Raw genomic sequence first — 18,507 nt, 5'->3', positions numbered from 1 at the left:
GCGGAGTCGTCCCTCACACGATCATTCGGAGACACGCTATGTCTATTTCGTCCACTGCTCGCCGCGCAGCGTTTCGCGCCAAGGTCGCAGAACGCCAGGGCCTTCTCGTACCGGGTGCTTTCAACGCAATGAGCGCGCGCGTCATAGAGGACGCTGGCTTCGAAGCGCTCTATCTGACCGGTGCGGGCGTGACCAACATGTCACTCGGCCTTCCCGATCTCGGTTTTGTCGGCTTGCACGAAATCGCGGAACATACCGCACGAGTCCGCGACGCCGTCGCGCTGCCGTTGATCGTCGATGCCGACACCGGCTTCGGCAATGCGCTCAACGTGCGTCAGACCGTGCGCGTGCTCGAGCGCAGCGGCGCTGACGTCATCCAGTTCGAAGATCAGGTCATGCCGAAGAAATGCGGCCACTTCTCGGGCAAAGAAGTGGTTAGCGTGAGTGAGATGGCCGGCAAGATCCGCGCTGCGGTCGATGCCCGCGAAGACGGCAACCTACAGATCATGGCGCGCACCGACTCGGCTGCCGTGCACGGCATCGAAGACGCGATCGAGCGCGGCCATCGCTTCATCGAAGCCGGCGCGGACATTCTGTTTATCGAGGCCATCGAATCGCTCGCCGACATCACGCGTCTGCCGTCGCTGTTCGATAGGCCGCAATTGATCAACATCGTGATCGGCGGCAAGACGCCGGTGCAAACGCGTGAAGCGCTCGCCAGCCTCGGCTATGGGATCGTGCTGTACGCGAACGCAGCGCTGCAAGGTGCGGTACTCGGCATGCAGCGAGCGCTCGGCGCGTTGCGCGAACATGGCCGATTGGATGAAGACGCCTCCCTGGTCGCACCATTCAGCGAACGCCAGCGCCTTGTGAACAAGCCGCTCTACGACAAGCTCGATCGCGAGTACGCCGTAAAGGACGAGTGAGCGGAAACGCTACTCGATCGCACCAATCTCAACCCAATCCCCCGGCAATTGTTGCCCACCTCGATCTATCCGATAATCCCGCGATCGAATCGCTAACCCTCGAACAGCCGCTCTTGCCCGGAAATCACGGTCTCGAAGTCGTCGCGCAGAAACGGCAGGATCGCGTCGGCGACGGGCTGGAGCTGGCGGCTCACATAGAACGCGTAGTCGATCGGCGAGCGCCTGCTTTCGAGCGGCTCCGGGCCGGCCGTCGTCATCATGTAGCTGATCCACCCGCCGCGCTGATATTGCAGCGGGCGGCCGTGCGCTTCGTTGAACGCATCGGCGATGCGCGCCGCGCGCACATGCGGCGGCACGTTGCGCGCGTATTCGGCGAGCGGACGGCGCACGCGCTTGCGATAGACGAGCAGCGCGTCGAGCTTGCCGGCCAGCGTGCGGCGGACGTAGTCGCGGATAAAGTCCTGATACGGTTCCCGCATGAAGACGAGCCGGTACAGCTCCCGCTGAAACTGCTGGGCGAGCGGCGTCCAATCGGTGCGGACCGTCTCGAGGCCCTTGAACACGACCTCTTCGCTACCTTCCGGCGTGACCGCGAGGCCCGCATAGCGCTTCTTGCTGCCCTCCTCCGCACCGCGAATGGTCGGCATCAGGAAACGCCGGTAGTGCCGCTCGTACTGCAGCTCCAGTGCGCTCTCCAAACCGAAGCGCTCGTGCAAGTGCGTCTTCCACCAGCGATTCACGTGCTCGACGATCGCGCGTCCCTTGCGCGCGGCTTCGTCATCGGTATGCGGCTCCTTCAGCCAGACGAAGGTCGAATCCGTGTCGCCGTAGATCACCTCGTAGCCGTGCGATTCGATGAGCTCGCGCGTTCTGTGCATGATTTCGTGGCCGCGCATCGTGATCGACGACGCGAGTCGCGGATCGAAGAACCGGCAGCCGGTCGAACCCAGCACGCCGTAGAACGCATTCATGATGATTTTCAGGGCCTGCGACAGCGGCTGGTTGCGCTCGCGTTTCGCGATGTCGCGGCCGTCCCAGACGCGCCGCACGATGTCCGGCAGGCAATGGCGCGTACGCGAGAAACGCGCGCCGAGAAAGCCGGGCACGGATTCATCGTCGCCGGGGTGAGCCAGGCCCTCGATCAGCCCGACCGGATCGATCAGGAACGAGCGGATGATCGACGGGTACAGGCTCTTGTAGTCGAACACGAGCACCGAATCGTAGAGGCCCGGACGCGAATCCATGACGAAGCCGCCGGGGCTCGTTTGCCCCGTCACGTCGCCGAGGTTCGGCGCGACGTAGCCGAGCCGATGCATTCTCGGCAGGTAGAGATGCGTGAAGGCCGCGACCGATCCGCCCGTGCGGTCGGCCGCGAGGCCGGTGACGGTCGCGCGTTCGAGCATGAACGAGAGCAGATCCGTCTTTTCGAAGATGCGCGTGACGAGCTCGCAATCCTTCAGGTTGTAGTGCGCGAGCGCGGGCTTGTCGTGATCGAAACGGCGCTGGATTTCCTCCATGCGCCCATACGGATCGTCGATCGCCTTGCCTTCGCCCAGCAGCGACTGCGCGACGTATTCGAGGCTGAACGACGGAAAGGTCCAGGTAGCGGACTTCAACGCGTCGATGCCGTCGATCACGAGGCGCCCCGCGGCGCCCGCGAAGAAGCGATCGGGCTGCTGGCCGTGCGCGCGCCAGTCGAGCACGCTGCCGCCGCGTCCGAGCCGCAATGGAACGCGATACTGCTCGGCATGCGCGTGCAGCACGCGCAAGTCGAACTGGACGAGGTTCCAGCCGATGATCACGTCCGGGTCGTGTTGCTCGAACCAGTCGTTGAGCCGCTCGAGCAGCGCGGGCCGGCTATCGCAGTACTCGAAATCGAAGTCGAGGTCCCCAGCGTCGCCATTGGCAGGCCCCAGCATGAACACCTGCCGCTGCCCGCAGCCTTCCAGCGCGATCGAATAAAGTTCGCCGCGCGCGCTGGTCTCGATGTCGAGCGACACGCATCGCAACGCGGGACGATAGTCGTCCGCGGACTTCAGCTCGGCGTCGGAGATGACGCCATCGGCGGCCGGCACACCGCGAAACACCACGGGCGCCGTGATGAACCGCTCCATCGTGTAGCGGTCCGGCGGCTGCACGTCGGATTCGTAGACGTCGACGCCCTCCCGAGTCAAACGCTTCTGCAACGCGCCCAAATGACGATACCGCCGGCAATAGAGACCGACGACCGGCCGCTGACGGAAGTCGTGCAGCGCGAGCGGACGCAGCTCGGTGCCGCTTTCGCCCGCCAGCACGCGCTCGGCCTCGTCACGCTGTTCGGCTGGAATGAACGCGACGGCATCCTGCGGGCGCAACCGCACCCGGCGCGGACCGCGTCCGGTCGCCAGCCAGAACTCGATCTCGATGCCGTCCGGGGTATCCCGCCAGTGGCGGGTGAGGATGAAACCCTGCTCGAACTCCGTCAAAACGCACGCTCGCCGTTGATGCTCAATTGATGCCCAAGCGGCGGATTTTAGCGCTTGAGCGAGGCGGCCGCTGAACTCGCGTTGAACTCGATTAGCGACCTGGCACAACTCCTGCTGATCTGATCAAAAGGCGCCGCGAGTGCTCGCTGGGCCCTATGGCGGACAGCCTCTGATGTTTGGCGGATGAGTCCCGATAGACACGGTTTTCGTGGGTTGACGCTGTGTCGCCGCTGTTCGATATTGGCCGGGGTCGTTCGTCTAATTCGTATCGCCATCACGACGAAAGCAGACCCTCTTTAACGGATCGATCCCTGGTTTGCGCTCGCTCGGCGAGCGCGCCATCCGACCCCAACGCATTATTCCCCTCTTCATGCTTGAGACCAGAACGGAACTTTTTACGACGAGCGATCCGCTCGCTCATGACCGCGCTTTTCCGACGGCGTGCGCCCGTTGCGGCGGCAGATTGCTTGAGCCGGTCGCCTATTGCCCGCACTGCGGCGTGAATGTTCGCCATGCTCTCAGCGAACGCACGCGTACAAAGCGGCCCGAGATGGCAACGGCATTCGCCCCCGCAAGCGCAGCAGGTGGAAGTGCTGCGATTTCGTTCGGCGAACTGCAAGGGCTCCCGCGGCCGACGCTCTTGTTCGAGTCGCCCGACCGCTATCTCGATGGGAACGTGCGCTCGCCATTGCATAGCGCTTTCCGATTCTGGAATGTGAGGCCGAACACAGCGATCGCATCGTTCGCATTTCTCGTTCTCCTCGGCGCATCAGCGGCTTTGCAGCGGTATGAGAGCACTGCCGCGCTCGAGCGGCATGACATGCAAACAATGCAAACGGTGGTACAGGGCAGCGTCATTCCCGAAGGCGCGAGCCACGATCGCGCCCCGGTAGCGGCGACGCAGGGGCCCACGATGGACCGCAATTCGATGCCGCCGCTAAGCACACAAACCGCCCCCCATCCGGCGTTGCCGCCGACGCCGGCCGCTCCCGCCAAGACGCCGCCGTCAACGGCCGTGGCCGCGCTGCCGCCCAGCTCCGCGCCGCCGAGCGAAGCGCCCCATGGCGATCGACGCAGCAAGCTGCTGTCGCTCGCACTGGCACGAGCGCATGACGGCCTCGACAAAAACGATCTGCGCAAAGCGCGCTCGGGCGTTTATTGGGCGCTTTCGATCGAGCGCGACAACAGCGAGGCGCTTGCGCTGAAACAGGAACTGCTCGCGCGGGAAAGGGGGCATCGCGGCACTTGAATACCTGGCGACGAGCGGCGGCAGGAAATCGATCGACGCGATTGCGCCAATGACCGGCGCTCAGTCTCCTACAACCCGGCCAGGACGCTCGCCGTATCGATCACCGTTGCGAATTCCCGATGCAAGCTCGCTAGCGCTGTCTCATGCATCAGCTCCGCGCTGAAAACGTTGCCGTCTGGCCCACGGCGCTCAAACGTTGCCGTGGCATCCGACACGAGATAAGTTTCGAAGCCGAAATTGCCGGCCATGCGCGTCGTGGTCGATACGCAGTGATCGGTCGTAATGCCGACGATCACCAACGTCTTGGCACCCATCGTACGCAAGCGCTGTTCAAGATCGGTGCCGATGAACGCACTATTCACGTCCTTGTAAATAACCGGCTCCTCGGACAACGGTTCGGCTTCGGGCTTGACCTTGAAGCCCGGGCGATCGGGATGAAACAAGCTCTCCAGCCGCGCAGAACGATGTTGAATGTGAATGATCGGCCGCTGTGTTTTTCTCCAGCCTGCAAGGAGCGCCGCGATGTTGGTTTCGGCCGAGGGATTGTTGCGCTGGCCCCAGCTTGGATCGTTGAATGCCTGTTGCACGTCGATGACGATCAAAACAGCGTCGCGTGGTAGCGAGTTCATTTGTCAATCACTCCTGGCTGTCGGGTTCACTCATGTCGTCCAGATTCTTTCGCAGCCTCATCACGACGTCGTGCGTCGCCTCGATCTCCTTGACCGATAACCCGTCCGAGAGGCTATTGACCCACGCAGCCTGAAGGCCCATTGCCGCCTCGAAGGTCTGCTTGCCCTTGTCCGTCATCACGACAAGTTGCGCGCGGCGATGGTGGGGGTTGGCCTCGAATCTCACCAGCCCGTCCGCTTCCAGGTCGTTGACGATACGCTGCACGTTTTGGCGATTGGCGCTCAAGTCTCGCGCGATCCATGAGACAGGCTGCGGCTGCTCCGCTCCCGTGATGGCGCCAAGAATCTGCCAGCGCGCGCTAGTGAGCCCGAGTTCGGCCACCAGCCGGTCGCCGGCGGCCAGAATCCGACTGTTGAGCCTGAAAAAATCGAGCATGAAACTCGTGAGGGTCTCACCAGCGGGTGTTCGCTTCGTTTTGCGCATCTGTCACCATAAAACTAAATTGACATTGAGATGTCAACGCAGTATACATCATCTATGTCGAATTGACATCATGCAACCAAATTGACGGAGCCCATCATGCCACACATGCGTCCCCTTGACCCTGCCTTCCCGATTCAGCGTCAGCTTGCCGCAGACGCCGCCCCGGTCGTCCTTGTCAACGTCTTCACACTGGATCAGGCCGACGAGCAGACGTTTCTCCAAGTCTGGCAGGACGATGCCGCGTTCATGAAGCGGCAGCCCGGTTTCATTTCGACGCAGCTTCACCGCGCGGTTGGAGAAAGTCCGACGTATTTGAACTACGCGGTTTGGGAGTCCAACGCCCACTTTCGGGCGGCGTTCACCCATCCGGAATTCCAGGCGAAGATCACCGCGTATCCGTCATCGGCGGTCGCTTCGCCGCACCTGTTCCAGAAGGTCGCGGTGCCGGGAATTTGCGTCGCTTGAGCGGCGAAAGCGCAAGACTGGCCCAACGGCGGCAATCCGGCCGACGCGCGTTATTAGCGGCGCGCTACGCCGCAGGCGCGTGAAGCGGCATGCCGCGCAGTGCGTTTTGCTCCGGCAAGTACGGTGAAATCCGCTTCATGGCGTTCTCCACATACGCCTCTTTCTCGCCGACGGGTGCCACATAGTGCAGCGCGGCAGCGGCAGCCTCCACGCCCTCCGTCCGCGCGATGATCCATGCCGCGATATAAGGCGAAGCGAAGCAGCCACCCGCCGTCGCAACATTGCCGTGCGCATAGAACGGCTGGTTCAGCACCTCCACGCCCGCCGCCTGCACCCAAGGCTTCGTCGTCAGGTCCGTGCAAGCCGGGATGCCGCCGACCAAACCGAGCTTGGCCAGGATCAGCGTGCCGGAGCACTGCGCGGCGATCAATTGACGTGACGGATCGAGCGCCAGACGGGCCATCAGTCCCGCATCTTCGACGACCTCCCGCGTCTTGATGCCGCTGCCGACGATCACCGCATCGGCGGTGCGCGCCTCCTCCAGCATCGACTGAGCACGAACGGTGACGCCGTTCATCGACGTGACCTCCGGCTGCGGGCAACACAACGTCACGCGCCAATCGGGCTTCTTGATGCGATTCAGGACGCCAAGGGCGATGAGCGAGTCGAGCTCGTTGAAACCGTCGAACGTGAGGATGGCGATGTGCATGGCGCTCCCGGGCATCGAGCCCAGCCGGTTGAGATGCGATGTATTTTAGAAGCTGTCATAGACGATGCCGAGTATCTGCGCTTCGTCGTCGTACACATCGAGTGTATCCGTGAACGCCGTGAGTGGTCCCGCGTGATTGACGAATAGCGCGAACGTGAGGCGCCGCCCGCTCTTGGCGTCGATATAGCCGGCCATCGGCAACGTGCCGCCCGCGCTCACCGTGCCGTTCCGGTAGACGGGCGTTTCAAACTGGTGACTCGGGCCGATCTCGTCGAGCGCCGTGCCCACCGAAAACAGCTTGCGCACCGACCCCGTGTAGGAAAGCACGTCCGGGTCGACCGAATAGAGCACGCTGCCCGAGGCGGCGTCCATGACCACCATCGACCACTGCGAATTCGCTGCGACGTAGCGCGGTTTGCTCATGATCGCGACGATCGGATCGAGCGTCACGCTGCCGCCGCCACCGGACACGAGGAGACCCGCACACGCTAAGCACGCCGCTATGGCACCCACGATTCGTCTGGACATGACAGCCCTCGTCTCGGCGCCGGCAAGCAATGCATTCGGCAGACGATACTTCTTTGCACCCGCATCCATGAATGCTATAGGCGCTGGCGTCATGGATTTCAGCGCCGGCACAGCGATGCGGTCTGCCGCCTTGACGCTCGGATCGATCAGGCACGCTGCTTGCGCTAACGCACATACCCTATATCCAAGCATCGTTACCGTATATCCACTTATTGTTCTTACCTATCGAGGAGGACATCTAAGCGAATGACTCACTTCGACACATGGCTCATCGAGCTCATGAGTCCAGCGATCATGGACTCTCCGCGTTTCGACCACGCCATCGAAACGATTGTGGCCATGTATTTGTTCAAAGGCGTGGTCTTGACGATGCTGCTCTGGTGGATCTGGTTCAGATCCGAACGTGCGGACGGGCCAGACGGTGCGGCTTTGAGGCGACGCCAGTGCGAAATCGTCGTGATCGCGATCGTGAGCGGGTTTATCGCGTTGGCGGCGGGCCGCCTGCTTGCGCACTATCTGCCGTTCCGCCTGCGGCCGATGTATGAACCGGCGTTACGCGCGTACTTTCCAGAAGCCAATATCGACGAGCCCGTGCTGCGAACGTGGAGTGCGTTTCCGAGCGACCACGTCATGCTCTGGTCCGCGGTCGCCATGGGCATTTTTCTCGCCTCGCGGCCTGTGGGCATTTACGCGCTATTCCACGCGATCGTGCTGATCGGCGTGCCACGCATCCTGCTCGGACTGCACTACCCGACCGACGTGCTCGCCGGCGCGGTACTCGGTATCGGCATCGCCTCTTTGATGAACGTGAACGCGATACGCACGCGCGTCGCCGCACCGATGCTCTCACTGGCCCAGCGCTATCCCGGCGTGTTTTACGGCGGGGCGTTCATACTCTGTTTTGAGCTGACGACGCAGTTCGACGAGCTGCGCGTGCTGGCGCACGGCTTGTTGCATTGACGTCCTCGTTGACGTCTATCGTTGACGTCTAAACTTGGACGTCAATAGCGCAACGCATTCACCAGCAGTGCAAACGCCGGCGACACCTGCCGGCGGCTCGGGTAATACAGGTGATAGCCGGGAAACGACGGACACCAATCGTCGAGCATGCGCACGAGGCGGCCCGCCTCGATATGCGTCGCCACCACGTCCTCCGGCAAGAACGCGAGGCCAAAACCCGCAAGCGCAGCGGTGAGTATCTGCGGTGTGGTATTGACGATGAATTGGCCGCGTACTTGGACTTGCAGATTTTGGCCGTCCTTGGTGAGCTCCCAAGCGTAGAGCCCGCCATAGGTAGGCAGCCGAAGATTGATGCAGACGTGCGCAGCCAAGTCTCGAGGCGTTTTCGGCAGCGATTTGTTCGAGCAGTACGCCGGAGCGCCGACCACCGTCATGCGAACGTCAGGACCGATGCGCACGGCGATCATGTCCTTGGCCACCTGATCGCCGTTGCGCACCCCGGCGTCGTAGCGCTCGGCGACGATATCGGTCAGCGCGTAGTTGACGTTGAGTTCGACCGTGATATCCGGGTATTCGGCCATGAGCTTCGCGAGCTTCGGCCAGAGCACGGTATCGATCGCATGATCGTGCGCCGTGATGCGTATCGTGCCGGCAGGCTTTTCCCGCAGCTCGTTCAACGCGGTCAGCTCGGACTCGATTCCCTCATAGTGCGGCCCCACGCTCAAGAGCAGCCGCTCGCCCGCCTCGGTCGGCGAGACGCCGCGCGTCGTGCGCGTGAGGAGGCGAATGCCTAGTTTCTCTTCCAGTCCGCGAATCGTGTGGCTGAGCGCCGATTGCGACACGCCAAGCTGCGCCGCCGCGCGAGTAAAGCTGCGCTCGCGCGCGACCACGATGAAAGCCCGGAGATTGTTGAAGTCGACGCGCTGCATTGATGGATTTGGCTCGTATCGGATTGCGCAGTCTACTCCTGCCTGCTAGCGTGCGGCGCAGCAGTTCGAGCACGCGTATGAGTCAATGCGGGAAAGCTGAAGTGCTTCAGTAGCCTGAAGGTACCGGTTGCCGAGGCGATCATATACGTTCCCGAGTATTGCCGCCATGCAAGCTGCCGAAGTGCCGAGCACAGAACAGCCCCATCGCCAGGATTCGCATGCCGAATGGCACGACATTCGCGAAAAACGCACCGCCGAAAAAATAAGAGATGGCATGTAGCCAATCCATTTCAAATGCTCCTCGTCTTGAGTCAATCGATGATGTTTTGGGCTGTCCCGTTGATCGCCCGATAGCCTATATCCGCATTCATTTCAATGGAATTTATTCCGACCCATATGCAATGGATGGAAAATTTACTGGATTTTTTATTGATAATAAAACTCGACTTTCTTTCGGCCTTTGCCTACATTGAGACGCAAGGCGTGGCGCTTCGCACCGCACGCGAATCGAAGTCCTGCCGACGTCCATCTCGATGTCGACCTATGCCTCTGACTATCACGCAGTGAGTTGTCAAAAGTTCAGCTAGCTTTAGCAGGCTTCGGCGCGCTTACGGACGGGTCGCCGATTGCGATCCAGGTCATGTCCCATGAATGGGGATCGTCATGCAATCTGTACGCAAGCTAATTAGCAGTGTGAACTACGTTCACTGCGCTCTGATTGTTTTCGCCCTGGTCACGATCGCCGCATTCCAACCCGCCGCAGGTCAAAGCGCTGACATCGCCAACCAAAGTTTTAGCATCAAGGACCTCGGCACGCTCCCCGGCGGCAAGAGCAGCCAAGCGATCGCGATCAATGAGCGTGGCCAAATCGCCGGTGGCTCGATCAACTCGAGGAATTACCCGCACGCTGCTCTGTTTGATAACGGAGTGGTGACCGACCTGGGCACGCTTCCCGGTGGCGAGCGCAGTGCCGCCGCTTACGGAATCAACGAGCTCGGCCAGGCGGTCGGCTACTCTTTCGACTCGAAAGGCTACCCGCATGCGACGCTGTTCGAGAACGGGGTCGTGACCGACCTGGGTCTGCTCCCTGGCGGCGACAACAGCGCGGCTAACGCGATCAACAATCGCGGTCAAATCGTCGGCTGGTCGTTCAACGCAAGCCGGGCGTCGCAAGCCTTTCTTTACGAAAACGGCGTGATGACCGATCTGGGCACGCTCCCCGGCGGCTACTTCAGTTCCGCTTTCGGGATCAACGAGCGCGGCGAGGTGGTCGGCTGGTCCACTGCAAACGGGAACAACGAGCACGCCTTTCTGTTTGCAAAGGGGGTGATGACCGACCTGGGCACGCTCCCCGGCGGCAACAGCAGCGCCGCTTACGCGATCAACAATCGTGGCCAGGTGGTCGGTTCGTCGTCCACGGCAAGCGGGAACACGCACGCCTTTCTGTTCGAGCACGGACAGATGATCGATCTGGGCACGCTCCCCGGCGGCACCAACAGCGCCGCTTACGGGATCAACGAGCGCGGCCAGGTGGTCGGCTCATCGTCCACGGCAAGCGGGTGGGAGCAGCACGCCTTTCTCTATGAGCACGGGGTGATGACCGACCTGGGCATGCTCCCCGGTGACAACCAAAGTATGGCTCGGTCAATCAACAACCGCGGAGAAATCGCGGGTTACTCCGCGCCGAGTAACTCCGTGTGGCACGCCGTCCTTTGGACTCGCGATAGATGACTGCCGACCTCTAACTCCCCCTCTCGCGCCAAATCGCCCGAATCGTTCAACAGAGCACCAAAGATGCCCATTCGTGCCACAAGTGAAAGCAACTTGTGCACCAAATTCATCTTTCACGTTTGACGTCATATCAAGTGGCGGAGCGATTTCCATTCGCATCCCCTATCTTCACCCTCCCTTATCAATAACGCTGCCACCCGCATTTAAATCACCGTCATTAATCGTTTTATCTTCTGGCATTGACCCAACTGGCTTCGGAACGACGGTCCCTTCCAGCAACAGGCAATCGTAGCTTCGGCCGATGAACGCCCATGGCACGTGATTTGCTGTATAGGCCGTTCATAGCTTGCGGCCGGTTTGCTTGCTGCATAGTGAAGCTCTTTAGATTTGCACGCCTCGTGCTTACTCGGCCGGGAACCGCGTTACGCCAGCCGCTTTGACAACAACAAGAGAATCTCATGAAGTCCAGTCAATCGCCACGCTCGCGCGCGCACCCTGCCGCCCCACAGGTCATGAGCCCGCACCGCGGCGGGTCGTCGTGCTGACCAGCAATAGAGGCATAGTGGTTTTCGCAGTTCGTTAAAACTTACGGAGAAGATAATAGTGAAAAAGTCCTTGCTGGCTCTCGCGGTATCCGGGGCATTTGCGGTATCGGCCCATGCGCAAAGCAGCGTGACCCTGTACGGTCTCATCGATACCGGCATCGTCTATACGAACAACCAGACCGGTCATAGCGCCTGGCAAATGGCCACCAGCTCGACGCAGAACACCGTCTTCGGCCTCAAGGGCTCTGAAGACTTGGGCGGCGGCTTGCATGCGGTCTTCAAGCTCGAGCAAGGCTTCAACCTGAACAACGGCACCCAGGCATTCTCCGGCGACGGATTCGGTTCGCAGGCGTGGGTCGGGTTGCAGAGCGATCCCTACGGCACCGTCACATTCGGCCGGCAGTTCGACGTGGTCAACGACCTGCTCGGACCGCTCTCCGCGGAAAGCAACACGTGGGGCGGCAACATCGCGGCGCATCCGTTCGAGAACGACAACCTCGCAGCTGACTCGGTCGTCGTCAACAACACGGTCAAGTACGTGAGCCCGACCATCGCCGGCATCACGGGCGAAGCCATGTATTCCTTCAGCAATGCGGCGGGTGGATTTGCGAACAACCGCGTCTATGGCTTTAGCGTGGGGTACAGCCAAGGCCCGGTGAATCTGGCGGCCGGCTATCTCCAGTTCAACAATCCGGGTGGCGGCGTGCTCGGCACCAACCCGAACGGCGCCATCGCGGTCAAGGACGGCAGCGCCAACTTTATCGCCGAACGTCAGCGCATCTGGGGCGCCGGCGGCAACTATACGTTCGGGCCGGCCACCGTCGGTCTGGTCTGGAGCCATACGCAGATCGACAACATGGCGAGCGTCATCTCGCTGGGCACGGGCAACTACATGCCGCTCGGTGGAACCCTGCGCCTCGACAACTTCGAAGTGAATGCGAAATACGCGCTCACGCCGGCGTTGACGCTGTCGGCTGCGTACACGTACACCGACGGCGCCTACTCGGACGGCGCGACGAACGCAACGCCGGGGTGGAACACGGTCATGCTGCAGACCGATTACTCGCTGAGCAAGCGCACCGACGTCTACCTCGAAGGCGTCTATCAGAACGTGCACGGTGCGCCTGCGGGCTCCGTGCTCGGCGACGCGATGATCAACACGCTGTCACCGTCGTCGACGAGCACGCAAGTGGCCGTGACGGTCGGCATTCGGCACGCGTTCTAAGCGCCTTGGCACAGCTTCATCGCACGAACGCGAGGAAGCTGTGCCTTGCTTCACGGGCAATCTCCACGAATCGCCGCAGCGCTTCATCCGCGTGATATGCGGCGGCCCGCCCTTCAAAAAAACTTGCGCCCAATCCCCAAAGCCCTCTATATACTTATTGCGGCCCGCTATGCCGCTCTGAGAGAAAACCAATTAACAATCCGAGGCTGGGGAAAATCAAATGGCGAATACATTCGATTTACTTAGAAACAAGCGGGAGAAGGGCTATCAACGGATCATGATCGTGATTGGCGTCCTTTTGTGGATCGCCATTGCGCTGGCGATCTATAACCATTGGAACGACCCCAAGGCGGGCCACTTCATCCGCCTCTACGTCGGATATGGCGTCGCGGCAGCGATTTTCTACTGGCTGGCATCCGCGGCTTATCGGGCGTCCGCATTCGGCAACATGGTGCTGCTGGGCAGCGAGCAGTTCCCGGAGTTCCACGCGATGGTCGTCGAAGCCTCGCGGGAGATCGGCCTGTCCGAGCCGCCGAAGACCTTCATCTACAACTCGAACGGCCTTTTCAACGCCTTTGCGCGGCGCCTGCTCGGCGGCCGCTATGTCTTCCTGACCGGTGCTCTCGTCGAAGCGAACAGCGACGCCCAAGTGCGTTTCGTGATCGGTCACGAGTTGGGCCATCATGCGGCCGGGCACCTGAATCCGTGGATCAACACGCTCAAGCTGCCGGCGCACGTCGTCCCATTTCTCGGCAAGGCTTACTCGCGCTCGCGGGAATACACATGCGACAGCATTGGCGCCTATCTATCAAAGGACGCCCACGCGTCACGCGGCGCATTGCAGATGCTGGGTTGCGGCTGCCGACGCCTGAATGCATCGATGAATTCCAATGCATTCATCGCTCAGGAAAAAATGGTGCCGCCCATCTTCGGTTTCCTCACCGAAATCTTCCGGACCCATCCGCGGCTGACGCGGCGCGTCGCTGCAATCGACAGCAGCGTGGCAAACCATGCACTCGGTGGCTTCGAAGGCGCCTCGCGGGAGCCGCAATTCAACGTCGGCAGCCACACGCTCGACTCAAATTGAGGATCGGCGCAAGCAAAATTCGACGCGCGCCAACGCAAGATATATCGCAAACGTTAGCGCGCAATTTCGTCGTCCGGGAATTCCCGCGGTCCCGCGTAGCGCTGGGGAATTGGCACAAGAAGTGCCGGCCATTGACGCTTCGGATTCGAACTCTCTTGAAGTCGGCATTCACTGCTCTACCGTGCCAACCGTCCCTGAAGGAATTCAATAAAGCGCTGCGTTTTCGCGGGCAGCAACCGGGTTTCCGTGACGGCATAGATCGACACGGCCGTGCCGTGCCAGCCCGGCAGAACCGGGCGCAACGTCCCGCTGGCCAGATCGTCTACGACGACTTCCCGCGGCATCAGAACAATGCCTCGATCCAGCACTGCGAGACGTCGAATCATGCCGACGCTGTTGAGCGCGAACCGCCCGCGTACCGGCACCGTAGTCGTCCGCTTTCCATCCTGCAATGTCCAGGTGGCCGCCTTTAGGATCGTCAGGCATTCGTGCCGCGTGAGATCGGCGGGCTTGTTCGGTTCCCCCGCTAGTTTGAGATAGCCAGGTGACGCAAACAGGTACGGGGTCAGCGAGGCCAGCGGACGCGCAATCAACTGAGAGTCCTCGGACTCGCCTATCCGGATCGCAACGTCGTAGGGCTCACTGACAAGATCGATCCGCCTCGACGTGAGATCGAAATCGAAGCTGATGCCGGGATAGAGTTCAGCGAACTCCACGACAAGCGGCGCCAGGTAAGTCACGGCGAAGTCGACCGGCAGCGACACGCGCAGTACGCCGCTGGGCTGAGCCAGCATTTCGCCGAGCTGCTCGTGGGCGAGGCGGGCCTCGTCGACAATGCGCTTGCACCGCTCAAAATAAATCTGGCCAGCCTCTGTCAGCTCGATCTTGCGGGTCGTGCGATGCAGCAGACGCAGCCCGACGGTTTTCTCGAGTGCGCCGATTCGCCTCGACACCGTCGAGTTCGGTATGTCCAGCGCTTGCGCCGCGTTCCGAAAGCCTTTGGCTTTGACGACTTCTACGAACAAAGCCATGTCATTGAGGTAATCGTCCATCCGCATTGCTCCATCGATGGAGCAATGATATCCGAAAGACCATCTTTATCTTCCGTGCGAAGCAGACGATGATTCGTCCATCGCAAGCTCAGGCTGCAGCCGACGCGTTCGTGGGGCCACGGCAGTGTCCGTCACTTCGTCGAGTCATCGTGCCTGCCCTTGTTCCACTCCAACCAAGGATTTAAACGTGAGCAAACTATTCGATTCCGTCCGTGTCGGCCGCTACACCCTGCAAAACCGCTTGGTCATGGCACCGATGACCCGGTCGCGTGCCCAGTTCGACGGCACGCCAGGCGAGCTGGCCGTCGAGTATTACGCGCAGCGCGCCAGTGTCGGCCTGATCGTGTCGGAAGGGACGCAGCCCTCGGCTGACGGTCAGGGCTACCTGATGACGCCCGGCATCTACACCGATGAGCACGTGGCCGGCTGGAAGCGCGTCACAGACGCGGTGCATGGGAAAGGCGGCCATCTGTTCATTCAGCTCATGCACGCCGGACGCATGTCCCACCCGGACAACACGCCTCACCATCGCCCGGGTGTCGCTCCGTCTGCGATCGCGCCAGGCACGGGCATGTTTACCGCCAAGGGAATGCAGGACATTCCCGTGCCGCGCGCGCTGACAATCGAGGAAATCCACCAGACGGTCGCCGACTTCGCCTTCGCGGCACGCCGCGCGATTGAAGCCGGGGCGGACGGCGTCGAAATTCACGGCGCGAATGCGTATCTGGTTCAGCAGTTTTTCGCCCCAAGCGCCAACACGCGCACAGACGAATACGGCGGCTCCATCGAGAATCGCGCGCGCTTCGCCATCGAGGTAGCGAGGGCAATTGCCCGCGAGATCGGCGCTGACCGAACGGCCATCCGCCTGTCGCCCGGCACGACGATGTGGGGCATCGACGAAGGTGCCGAAGGCGCGGAGCTCTACCGCTACCTGGTCGGCGAACTCGACAAGCTGGGGCTGGCCTATCTGCACGTCATGCACCAAGGCAACGAGACGCTTCTGGAGGACATCCGCAAGCTCTGGACTGGCAAGCTGATTCTGAACCGTCCAGGGCGATCGCGCGAACAGGTGGGCGCCGACGTCGCTTCCGGTATCGCCGACTTGGAAGCCTACGGTGCCATGGTGCTGGCGAACCCGGACTTCGTCGAACGCCTTAAGATCAATGCCCCGATGAATGAGCCGCGTAGAGAAGGCTTTTTTGGTGGCTCGGAGAAGTTTTACACCGACTATCCGACTCTAAGCGAAGCCGACGCTCTCTGAAGATGTTGTCTGTCAGGGCGGACAGCACGCGGCTATCGCGACACGATCAGCCGCATCTCGCTTGGCGCCACGCCTTCGCGTGCAATATCGCGCGGCGTGACGCCGAGCAGCCGCTTCATCCAATGCGCCATATGGCTCTGATGTGCGAAGCCGACTTCGAGCGCGACCTGGCTCGCGCTCAGGCGGCCTTGCATCAGCAGCGCCTTCGCGCGCTCGACGCGCCTCTGCACGACATGCCGATGCACAGGCACACCGACGGTCTCGCGAAACAGCACCTTGAAGTGAGGCACGCTCAGCTCGACAAGTGCGGCAAGCTCGGTGAGCGTCAAGCGTTCGTCGAGGTGCGCCTCGATGTAGTCGATGACGCGCGCCGCCGAACGCGGCGTCAGCGTGCGCCGTCGCTCATCGCGTGACGCCGAGGCACCCGCGAGCCGCACGACCATCGCCGTGCACAGGCTCTCGGCATAGAGCGGATCGGAGGCGTCTTCGGCTTCGAGTTCCGCGCGCATGGCCCACGCCAGATGCTGAAGACGCGGATCGCGGATCTGATACTGATGCCGGATCTGCGCGTCGGAAGCGCGCAGGCCGAGTTGATCGAACGTGTTGCGGACGAACTCGTCTGTCATCCAGACGTGCAGCACCGTGCAGCTCGCGTCGTCGCGCCATTCGCCCTCGAGGCCCGCGGGAATCACATCGGTATCGCCATGCGCCTGGATGCGCACATAGCGCTTGCCATCGGACCGGCAGTCGGCCCTGACCGGCGCACCCACATGCACGCCGACGCGATGTACCGCCATCGCTGGGATGCGATGCAACCCCGCCGCAATGCCCAGCATTTGCGCGCCAAAGCCTGACCAGCCAAGCGCTGCGCTCGAGCGCAGGCTCACGCGGGCAGCGGAATGAGAGATCAAGGAGGAGGTGACGGCTTTCATCGCTTGCGCCTTTCGATCATCGAATTGCGCATTGTGCTGCGATTTGCATTTTCCTGCTGAGGGTCATATGGCGCTCGCCGTGCGCCACGACTCGATCGTCATCCGAATCTGCTGTCGAGCATCCTTGCCTGCGCGCATCCGCCTGCGGGGCGGCTTACGCTTGGCTCCGTGTCATGGATCGAGGAGTCGAGTGATGTTCGTGATTTTTGGTGCTTCGGGCAAAGTGGGGCAGACGTCGGCAGCGGCGCTGCGGCGCGCGGATCAGCCTGTGCGCGCTGTCGTGCGAAATGCGGCGCAAGGCGAGCCGCTCGCGCGTCTCGGGTGCGAAGTCGTGCTGGGCGATCTGATGGATGGCGATTCGGTCGTGCGCGCGCTCGATGGCGCGCACAGTGCGCAGATGCTGTGCCCCGTCGCGCGCGGCGACGCCGAGCCCGCAGACGCAATGCGGCGCGTGGTCGACACGGCCGCCAAGGCGTTGAGCGCGTATCCGGCGCTGCATGTCGTCGCGCTGTCCGACTACGGCGCCGAGCTCGATGCGGACACGGGCATCACGATGGTCTTTCACCATCTCGAAGCGCAGTTCAAGCAAGCAGTGCGACACCTCACGCTGCTGCGTTCGGCGGAGCATGTGCAGAACTGGGCTCGCGTCATGCCGGTCGCACTCGCAACGGGCGTGCTGCCGAGCTTTCATCAGCCAGTCGATCGGAAGTTTCCGATGGTGTCGGCACACGACGTCGGCGTTGTCGCGGCGCAATTGCTGCTCGAACGCAATACGGGCCATACGGCCCGCGTGGTGAGTATCGAGGGCAGTCACCGCTACAGTCCGAACGATGTCGCCCACGCATTGAGCGAGGCGAGCCACCGTGATGTCGTCGCGCGTGCGCTGCCACGCGACCAATGGACGCCGACCCTGCTGCGTGCGGGGCTCAACGCGAATCACGCGCAGCTCATCACCGACCTCTACGACGCGACGAATGCAGGACGGATCGATGTCGAAAACGGTGTCGGCGAGCGGCGTTTCGGCGCGACGACGCCGCGCGAAGTGTTGGCCGCACTGATGCCGGCACTCGCTACCCGTTGAGAAGGAACATCGCATGCATACGTGTCCTTTGCTGCGCATCGCGCTGGACGTTCGGCGCGAACGCAATCCTGTACGCGGCGGCGCAGCGAGCACGCTGTACGTGTTCGCTGCGAGCATGGCCGAGCGGTTGGGATGGCATAGCCTGGAACAGCTGCTGGCCGCCATCCCCGACAGCAACGATGACTTCGCCGCTTAGAACAGCGTCCTGATGCCGACTCGCGCAGCCGCTTCGTCAGCGCATTGGCTGCG

20 protein-coding genes are annotated in these 18,507 nt (G+C 61.8%); 10 read left to right on the top strand and 10 right to left on the bottom strand.

The genetic code is table 11. The annotated features are described in order from the left end of the window. Positions 1-38 precede the first annotated feature (38 nt). The gene (locus FAZ95_RS25985) at positions 39-926 is read left to right on the top strand and encodes an isocitrate lyase/PEP mutase family protein (RefSeq protein WP_137335377.1); all 888 of its coding nucleotides are present in this window, start codon (positions 39-41) and stop codon (positions 924-926) included. 92 nt (positions 927-1,018) lie between these two features. Here FAZ95_RS25985 and FAZ95_RS25980 read toward each other — a convergent pair whose 3' ends face one another. After that, positions 1,019-3,391 carry a DNA polymerase II gene (locus FAZ95_RS25980; protein ID WP_137335376.1) on the bottom strand — a complete coding sequence of 791 codons (2,373 nt, stop codon included), beginning with the start codon at positions 3,389-3,391 and terminating at the stop codon, positions 1,019-1,021. A 274-nt stretch (positions 3,392-3,665) separates the two neighbouring features. Beyond that, complete coding sequence (locus FAZ95_RS25975) at positions 3,666-3,905, bottom strand: hypothetical protein (protein ID WP_137335375.1); 240 nt, start codon at positions 3,903-3,905, stop codon at positions 3,666-3,668. 306 nt (positions 3,906-4,211) lie between these two features. On the opposite strand from FAZ95_RS25975, the gene FAZ95_RS25970 reads away from it, so the two are divergent. Continuing rightward, positions 4,212-4,640: a hypothetical protein gene (locus FAZ95_RS25970; protein ID WP_137335374.1), complete on the top strand. Its 429-nt coding sequence runs from the start codon at positions 4,212-4,214 to the stop codon at positions 4,638-4,640. 68 nt (positions 4,641-4,708) lie between these two features. Here FAZ95_RS25970 and FAZ95_RS25965 read toward each other — a convergent pair whose 3' ends face one another. Continuing rightward, positions 4,709-5,242, bottom strand: a complete 534-nt coding sequence (locus FAZ95_RS25965) for a cysteine hydrolase family protein (protein ID WP_254700290.1) — start codon at positions 5,240-5,242, stop codon at positions 4,709-4,711. A gap of 34 nt (positions 5,243-5,276) precedes the next feature. Further along, positions 5,277-5,705 carry a MarR family winged helix-turn-helix transcriptional regulator gene (locus FAZ95_RS25960; RefSeq protein WP_254700289.1) on the bottom strand — a complete coding sequence of 143 codons (429 nt, stop codon included), beginning with the start codon at positions 5,703-5,705 and terminating at the stop codon, positions 5,277-5,279. Positions 5,706-5,849: 144 nt separating this feature from the next. On the opposite strand from FAZ95_RS25960, the gene FAZ95_RS25955 reads away from it, so the two are divergent. After that, positions 5,850-6,218 (top strand): antibiotic biosynthesis monooxygenase family protein, encoded by a 369-nt coding sequence (locus FAZ95_RS25955; RefSeq protein ID WP_137335371.1) that lies wholly within the window; start codon positions 5,850-5,852, stop codon positions 6,216-6,218. A 64-nt stretch (positions 6,219-6,282) separates the two neighbouring features. Here FAZ95_RS25955 and FAZ95_RS25950 read toward each other — a convergent pair whose 3' ends face one another. Both FAZ95_RS25950 and FAZ95_RS25945 read right to left on the bottom strand, forming a co-directional pair. Next, the gene (locus tag FAZ95_RS25950; protein ID WP_137335370.1) at positions 6,283-6,927 is read right to left on the bottom strand and encodes a DJ-1/PfpI family protein; all 645 of its coding nucleotides are present in this window, start codon (positions 6,925-6,927) and stop codon (positions 6,283-6,285) included. Positions 6,928-6,972: 45 nt separating this feature from the next. After that, the gene (locus FAZ95_RS25945) at positions 6,973-7,455 is read right to left on the bottom strand and encodes a D-alanyl-D-alanine carboxypeptidase (RefSeq protein WP_175425763.1); all 483 of its coding nucleotides are present in this window, start codon (positions 7,453-7,455) and stop codon (positions 6,973-6,975) included. Positions 7,456-7,701: 246 nt separating this feature from the next. On the opposite strand from FAZ95_RS25945, the gene FAZ95_RS25940 reads away from it, so the two are divergent. Next, complete coding sequence (locus FAZ95_RS25940) at positions 7,702-8,415, top strand: phosphatase PAP2 family protein (RefSeq protein ID WP_137335368.1); 714 nt, start codon at positions 7,702-7,704, stop codon at positions 8,413-8,415. Between the two features lie 41 nt (positions 8,416-8,456). On the opposite strand, the gene FAZ95_RS25935 is transcribed toward FAZ95_RS25940, so the two are convergent. Then, positions 8,457-9,344 (bottom strand): LysR family transcriptional regulator, encoded by an 888-nt coding sequence (locus tag FAZ95_RS25935; RefSeq protein WP_137335367.1) that lies wholly within the window; start codon positions 9,342-9,344, stop codon positions 8,457-8,459. A gap of 139 nt (positions 9,345-9,483) precedes the next feature. Next, positions 9,484-9,633 carry a hypothetical protein gene (locus FAZ95_RS39505; protein WP_175425762.1) on the bottom strand — a complete coding sequence of 50 codons (150 nt, stop codon included), beginning with the start codon at positions 9,631-9,633 and terminating at the stop codon, positions 9,484-9,486. Between the two features lie 374 nt (positions 9,634-10,007). Between FAZ95_RS39505 and FAZ95_RS25930 the strand changes: the two genes are divergently transcribed. The 3 genes from FAZ95_RS25930 to FAZ95_RS25920 all read left to right on the top strand — a co-directional run bounded on the left by FAZ95_RS25930 (position 10,008) and on the right by FAZ95_RS25920 (position 13,932). After that, the gene (locus FAZ95_RS25930) at positions 10,008-11,075 is read left to right on the top strand and encodes a DUF3466 family protein (RefSeq protein ID WP_254700288.1); all 1,068 of its coding nucleotides are present in this window, start codon (positions 10,008-10,010) and stop codon (positions 11,073-11,075) included. 603 nt (positions 11,076-11,678) lie between these two features. Beyond that, the gene (locus FAZ95_RS25925; RefSeq protein WP_137335366.1) at positions 11,679-12,845 is read left to right on the top strand and encodes a porin; all 1,167 of its coding nucleotides are present in this window, start codon (positions 11,679-11,681) and stop codon (positions 12,843-12,845) included. A gap of 220 nt (positions 12,846-13,065) precedes the next feature. Then, entirely contained in the window at positions 13,066-13,932 is an 867-nt protein-coding gene (locus FAZ95_RS25920; RefSeq protein ID WP_137335365.1) for a M48 family metallopeptidase, read from the top strand. A 176-nt stretch (positions 13,933-14,108) separates the two neighbouring features. Here the strand turns inward: FAZ95_RS25920 and FAZ95_RS25915 are convergent, their stop codons facing one another. Continuing rightward, positions 14,109-14,984, bottom strand: coding sequence for a LysR family transcriptional regulator (locus tag FAZ95_RS25915; RefSeq protein WP_137335364.1), 876 nt, complete (start codon positions 14,982-14,984; stop codon positions 14,109-14,111). Positions 14,985-15,171: 187 nt separating this feature from the next. Between FAZ95_RS25915 and FAZ95_RS25910 the strand changes: the two genes are divergently transcribed. Beyond that, entirely contained in the window at positions 15,172-16,245 is a 1,074-nt protein-coding gene (locus FAZ95_RS25910) for an alkene reductase (protein ID WP_137335363.1), read from the top strand. A gap of 32 nt (positions 16,246-16,277) precedes the next feature. Here the strand turns inward: FAZ95_RS25910 and FAZ95_RS25905 are convergent, their stop codons facing one another. Continuing rightward, entirely contained in the window at positions 16,278-17,177 is a 900-nt protein-coding gene (locus FAZ95_RS25905) for an AraC family transcriptional regulator (RefSeq protein ID WP_137335362.1), read from the bottom strand. A gap of 193 nt (positions 17,178-17,370) precedes the next feature. On the opposite strand from FAZ95_RS25905, the gene FAZ95_RS25900 reads away from it, so the two are divergent. Continuing rightward, complete coding sequence (locus tag FAZ95_RS25900) at positions 17,371-18,258, top strand: NmrA family NAD(P)-binding protein (RefSeq protein WP_137335361.1); 888 nt, start codon at positions 17,371-17,373, stop codon at positions 18,256-18,258. Positions 18,259-18,271: 13 nt separating this feature from the next. Beyond that, complete coding sequence (locus FAZ95_RS25895; protein WP_137335360.1) at positions 18,272-18,454, top strand: hypothetical protein; 183 nt, start codon at positions 18,272-18,274, stop codon at positions 18,452-18,454. The last annotated feature ends 53 nt before the right edge of the window (positions 18,455-18,507 follow it).

It is taken from the genome of Trinickia violacea (assembly GCF_005280735.1).
Taxonomy (GTDB): Bacteria; Pseudomonadota; Gammaproteobacteria; order Burkholderiales; family Burkholderiaceae; genus Trinickia_A; species Trinickia_A violacea.
Note: the sequence above shows the minus strand (reverse complement) of the source record. Positions and strands in the feature narration are given on the sequence as shown.

Coding starts and splice junctions, on each gene's coding strand:
- FAZ95_RS25985 (WP_137335377.1), top strand. CDS start 39: ATGTCTATTTCGTCCACTGCTCGCCGCGCAGCGTTTCGCGCCAAGGTC.
- FAZ95_RS25975 (WP_137335375.1), bottom strand. CDS start 3,905: ATGGCGAACATTCACGCCGCAGTGCGGGCAATAGGCGACCGGCTCAAG.
- FAZ95_RS25970 (WP_137335374.1), top strand. CDS start 4,212: ATGCAAACAATGCAAACGGTGGTACAGGGCAGCGTCATTCCCGAAGGC.
- FAZ95_RS25960 (WP_254700289.1), bottom strand. CDS start 5,705: ATGCTCGATTTTTTCAGGCTCAACAGTCGGATTCTGGCCGCCGGCGAC.
- FAZ95_RS25955 (WP_137335371.1), top strand. CDS start 5,850: ATGCCACACATGCGTCCCCTTGACCCTGCCTTCCCGATTCAGCGTCAG.
- FAZ95_RS25950 (WP_137335370.1), bottom strand. CDS start 6,927: ATGCACATCGCCATCCTCACGTTCGACGGTTTCAACGAGCTCGACTCG.
- FAZ95_RS25945 (WP_175425763.1), bottom strand. CDS start 7,455: ATGTCCAGACGAATCGTGGGTGCCATAGCGGCGTGCTTAGCGTGTGCG.
- FAZ95_RS25940 (WP_137335368.1), top strand. CDS start 7,702: ATGACTCACTTCGACACATGGCTCATCGAGCTCATGAGTCCAGCGATC.
- FAZ95_RS25935 (WP_137335367.1), bottom strand. CDS start 9,344: ATGCAGCGCGTCGACTTCAACAATCTCCGGGCTTTCATCGTGGTCGCG.
- FAZ95_RS39505 (WP_175425762.1), bottom strand. CDS start 9,633: ATGGATTGGCTACATGCCATCTCTTATTTTTTCGGCGGTGCGTTTTTC.
- FAZ95_RS25930 (WP_254700288.1), top strand. CDS start 10,008: ATGCAATCTGTACGCAAGCTAATTAGCAGTGTGAACTACGTTCACTGC.
- FAZ95_RS25920 (WP_137335365.1), top strand. CDS start 13,066: ATGGCGAATACATTCGATTTACTTAGAAACAAGCGGGAGAAGGGCTAT.
- FAZ95_RS25915 (WP_137335364.1), bottom strand. CDS start 14,984: ATGGACGATTACCTCAATGACATGGCTTTGTTCGTAGAAGTCGTCAAA.
- FAZ95_RS25905 (WP_137335362.1), bottom strand. CDS start 17,177: ATGAAAGCCGTCACCTCCTCCTTGATCTCTCATTCCGCTGCCCGCGTG.
- FAZ95_RS25900 (WP_137335361.1), top strand. CDS start 17,371: ATGTTCGTGATTTTTGGTGCTTCGGGCAAAGTGGGGCAGACGTCGGCA.
- FAZ95_RS25895 (WP_137335360.1), top strand. CDS start 18,272: ATGCATACGTGTCCTTTGCTGCGCATCGCGCTGGACGTTCGGCGCGAA.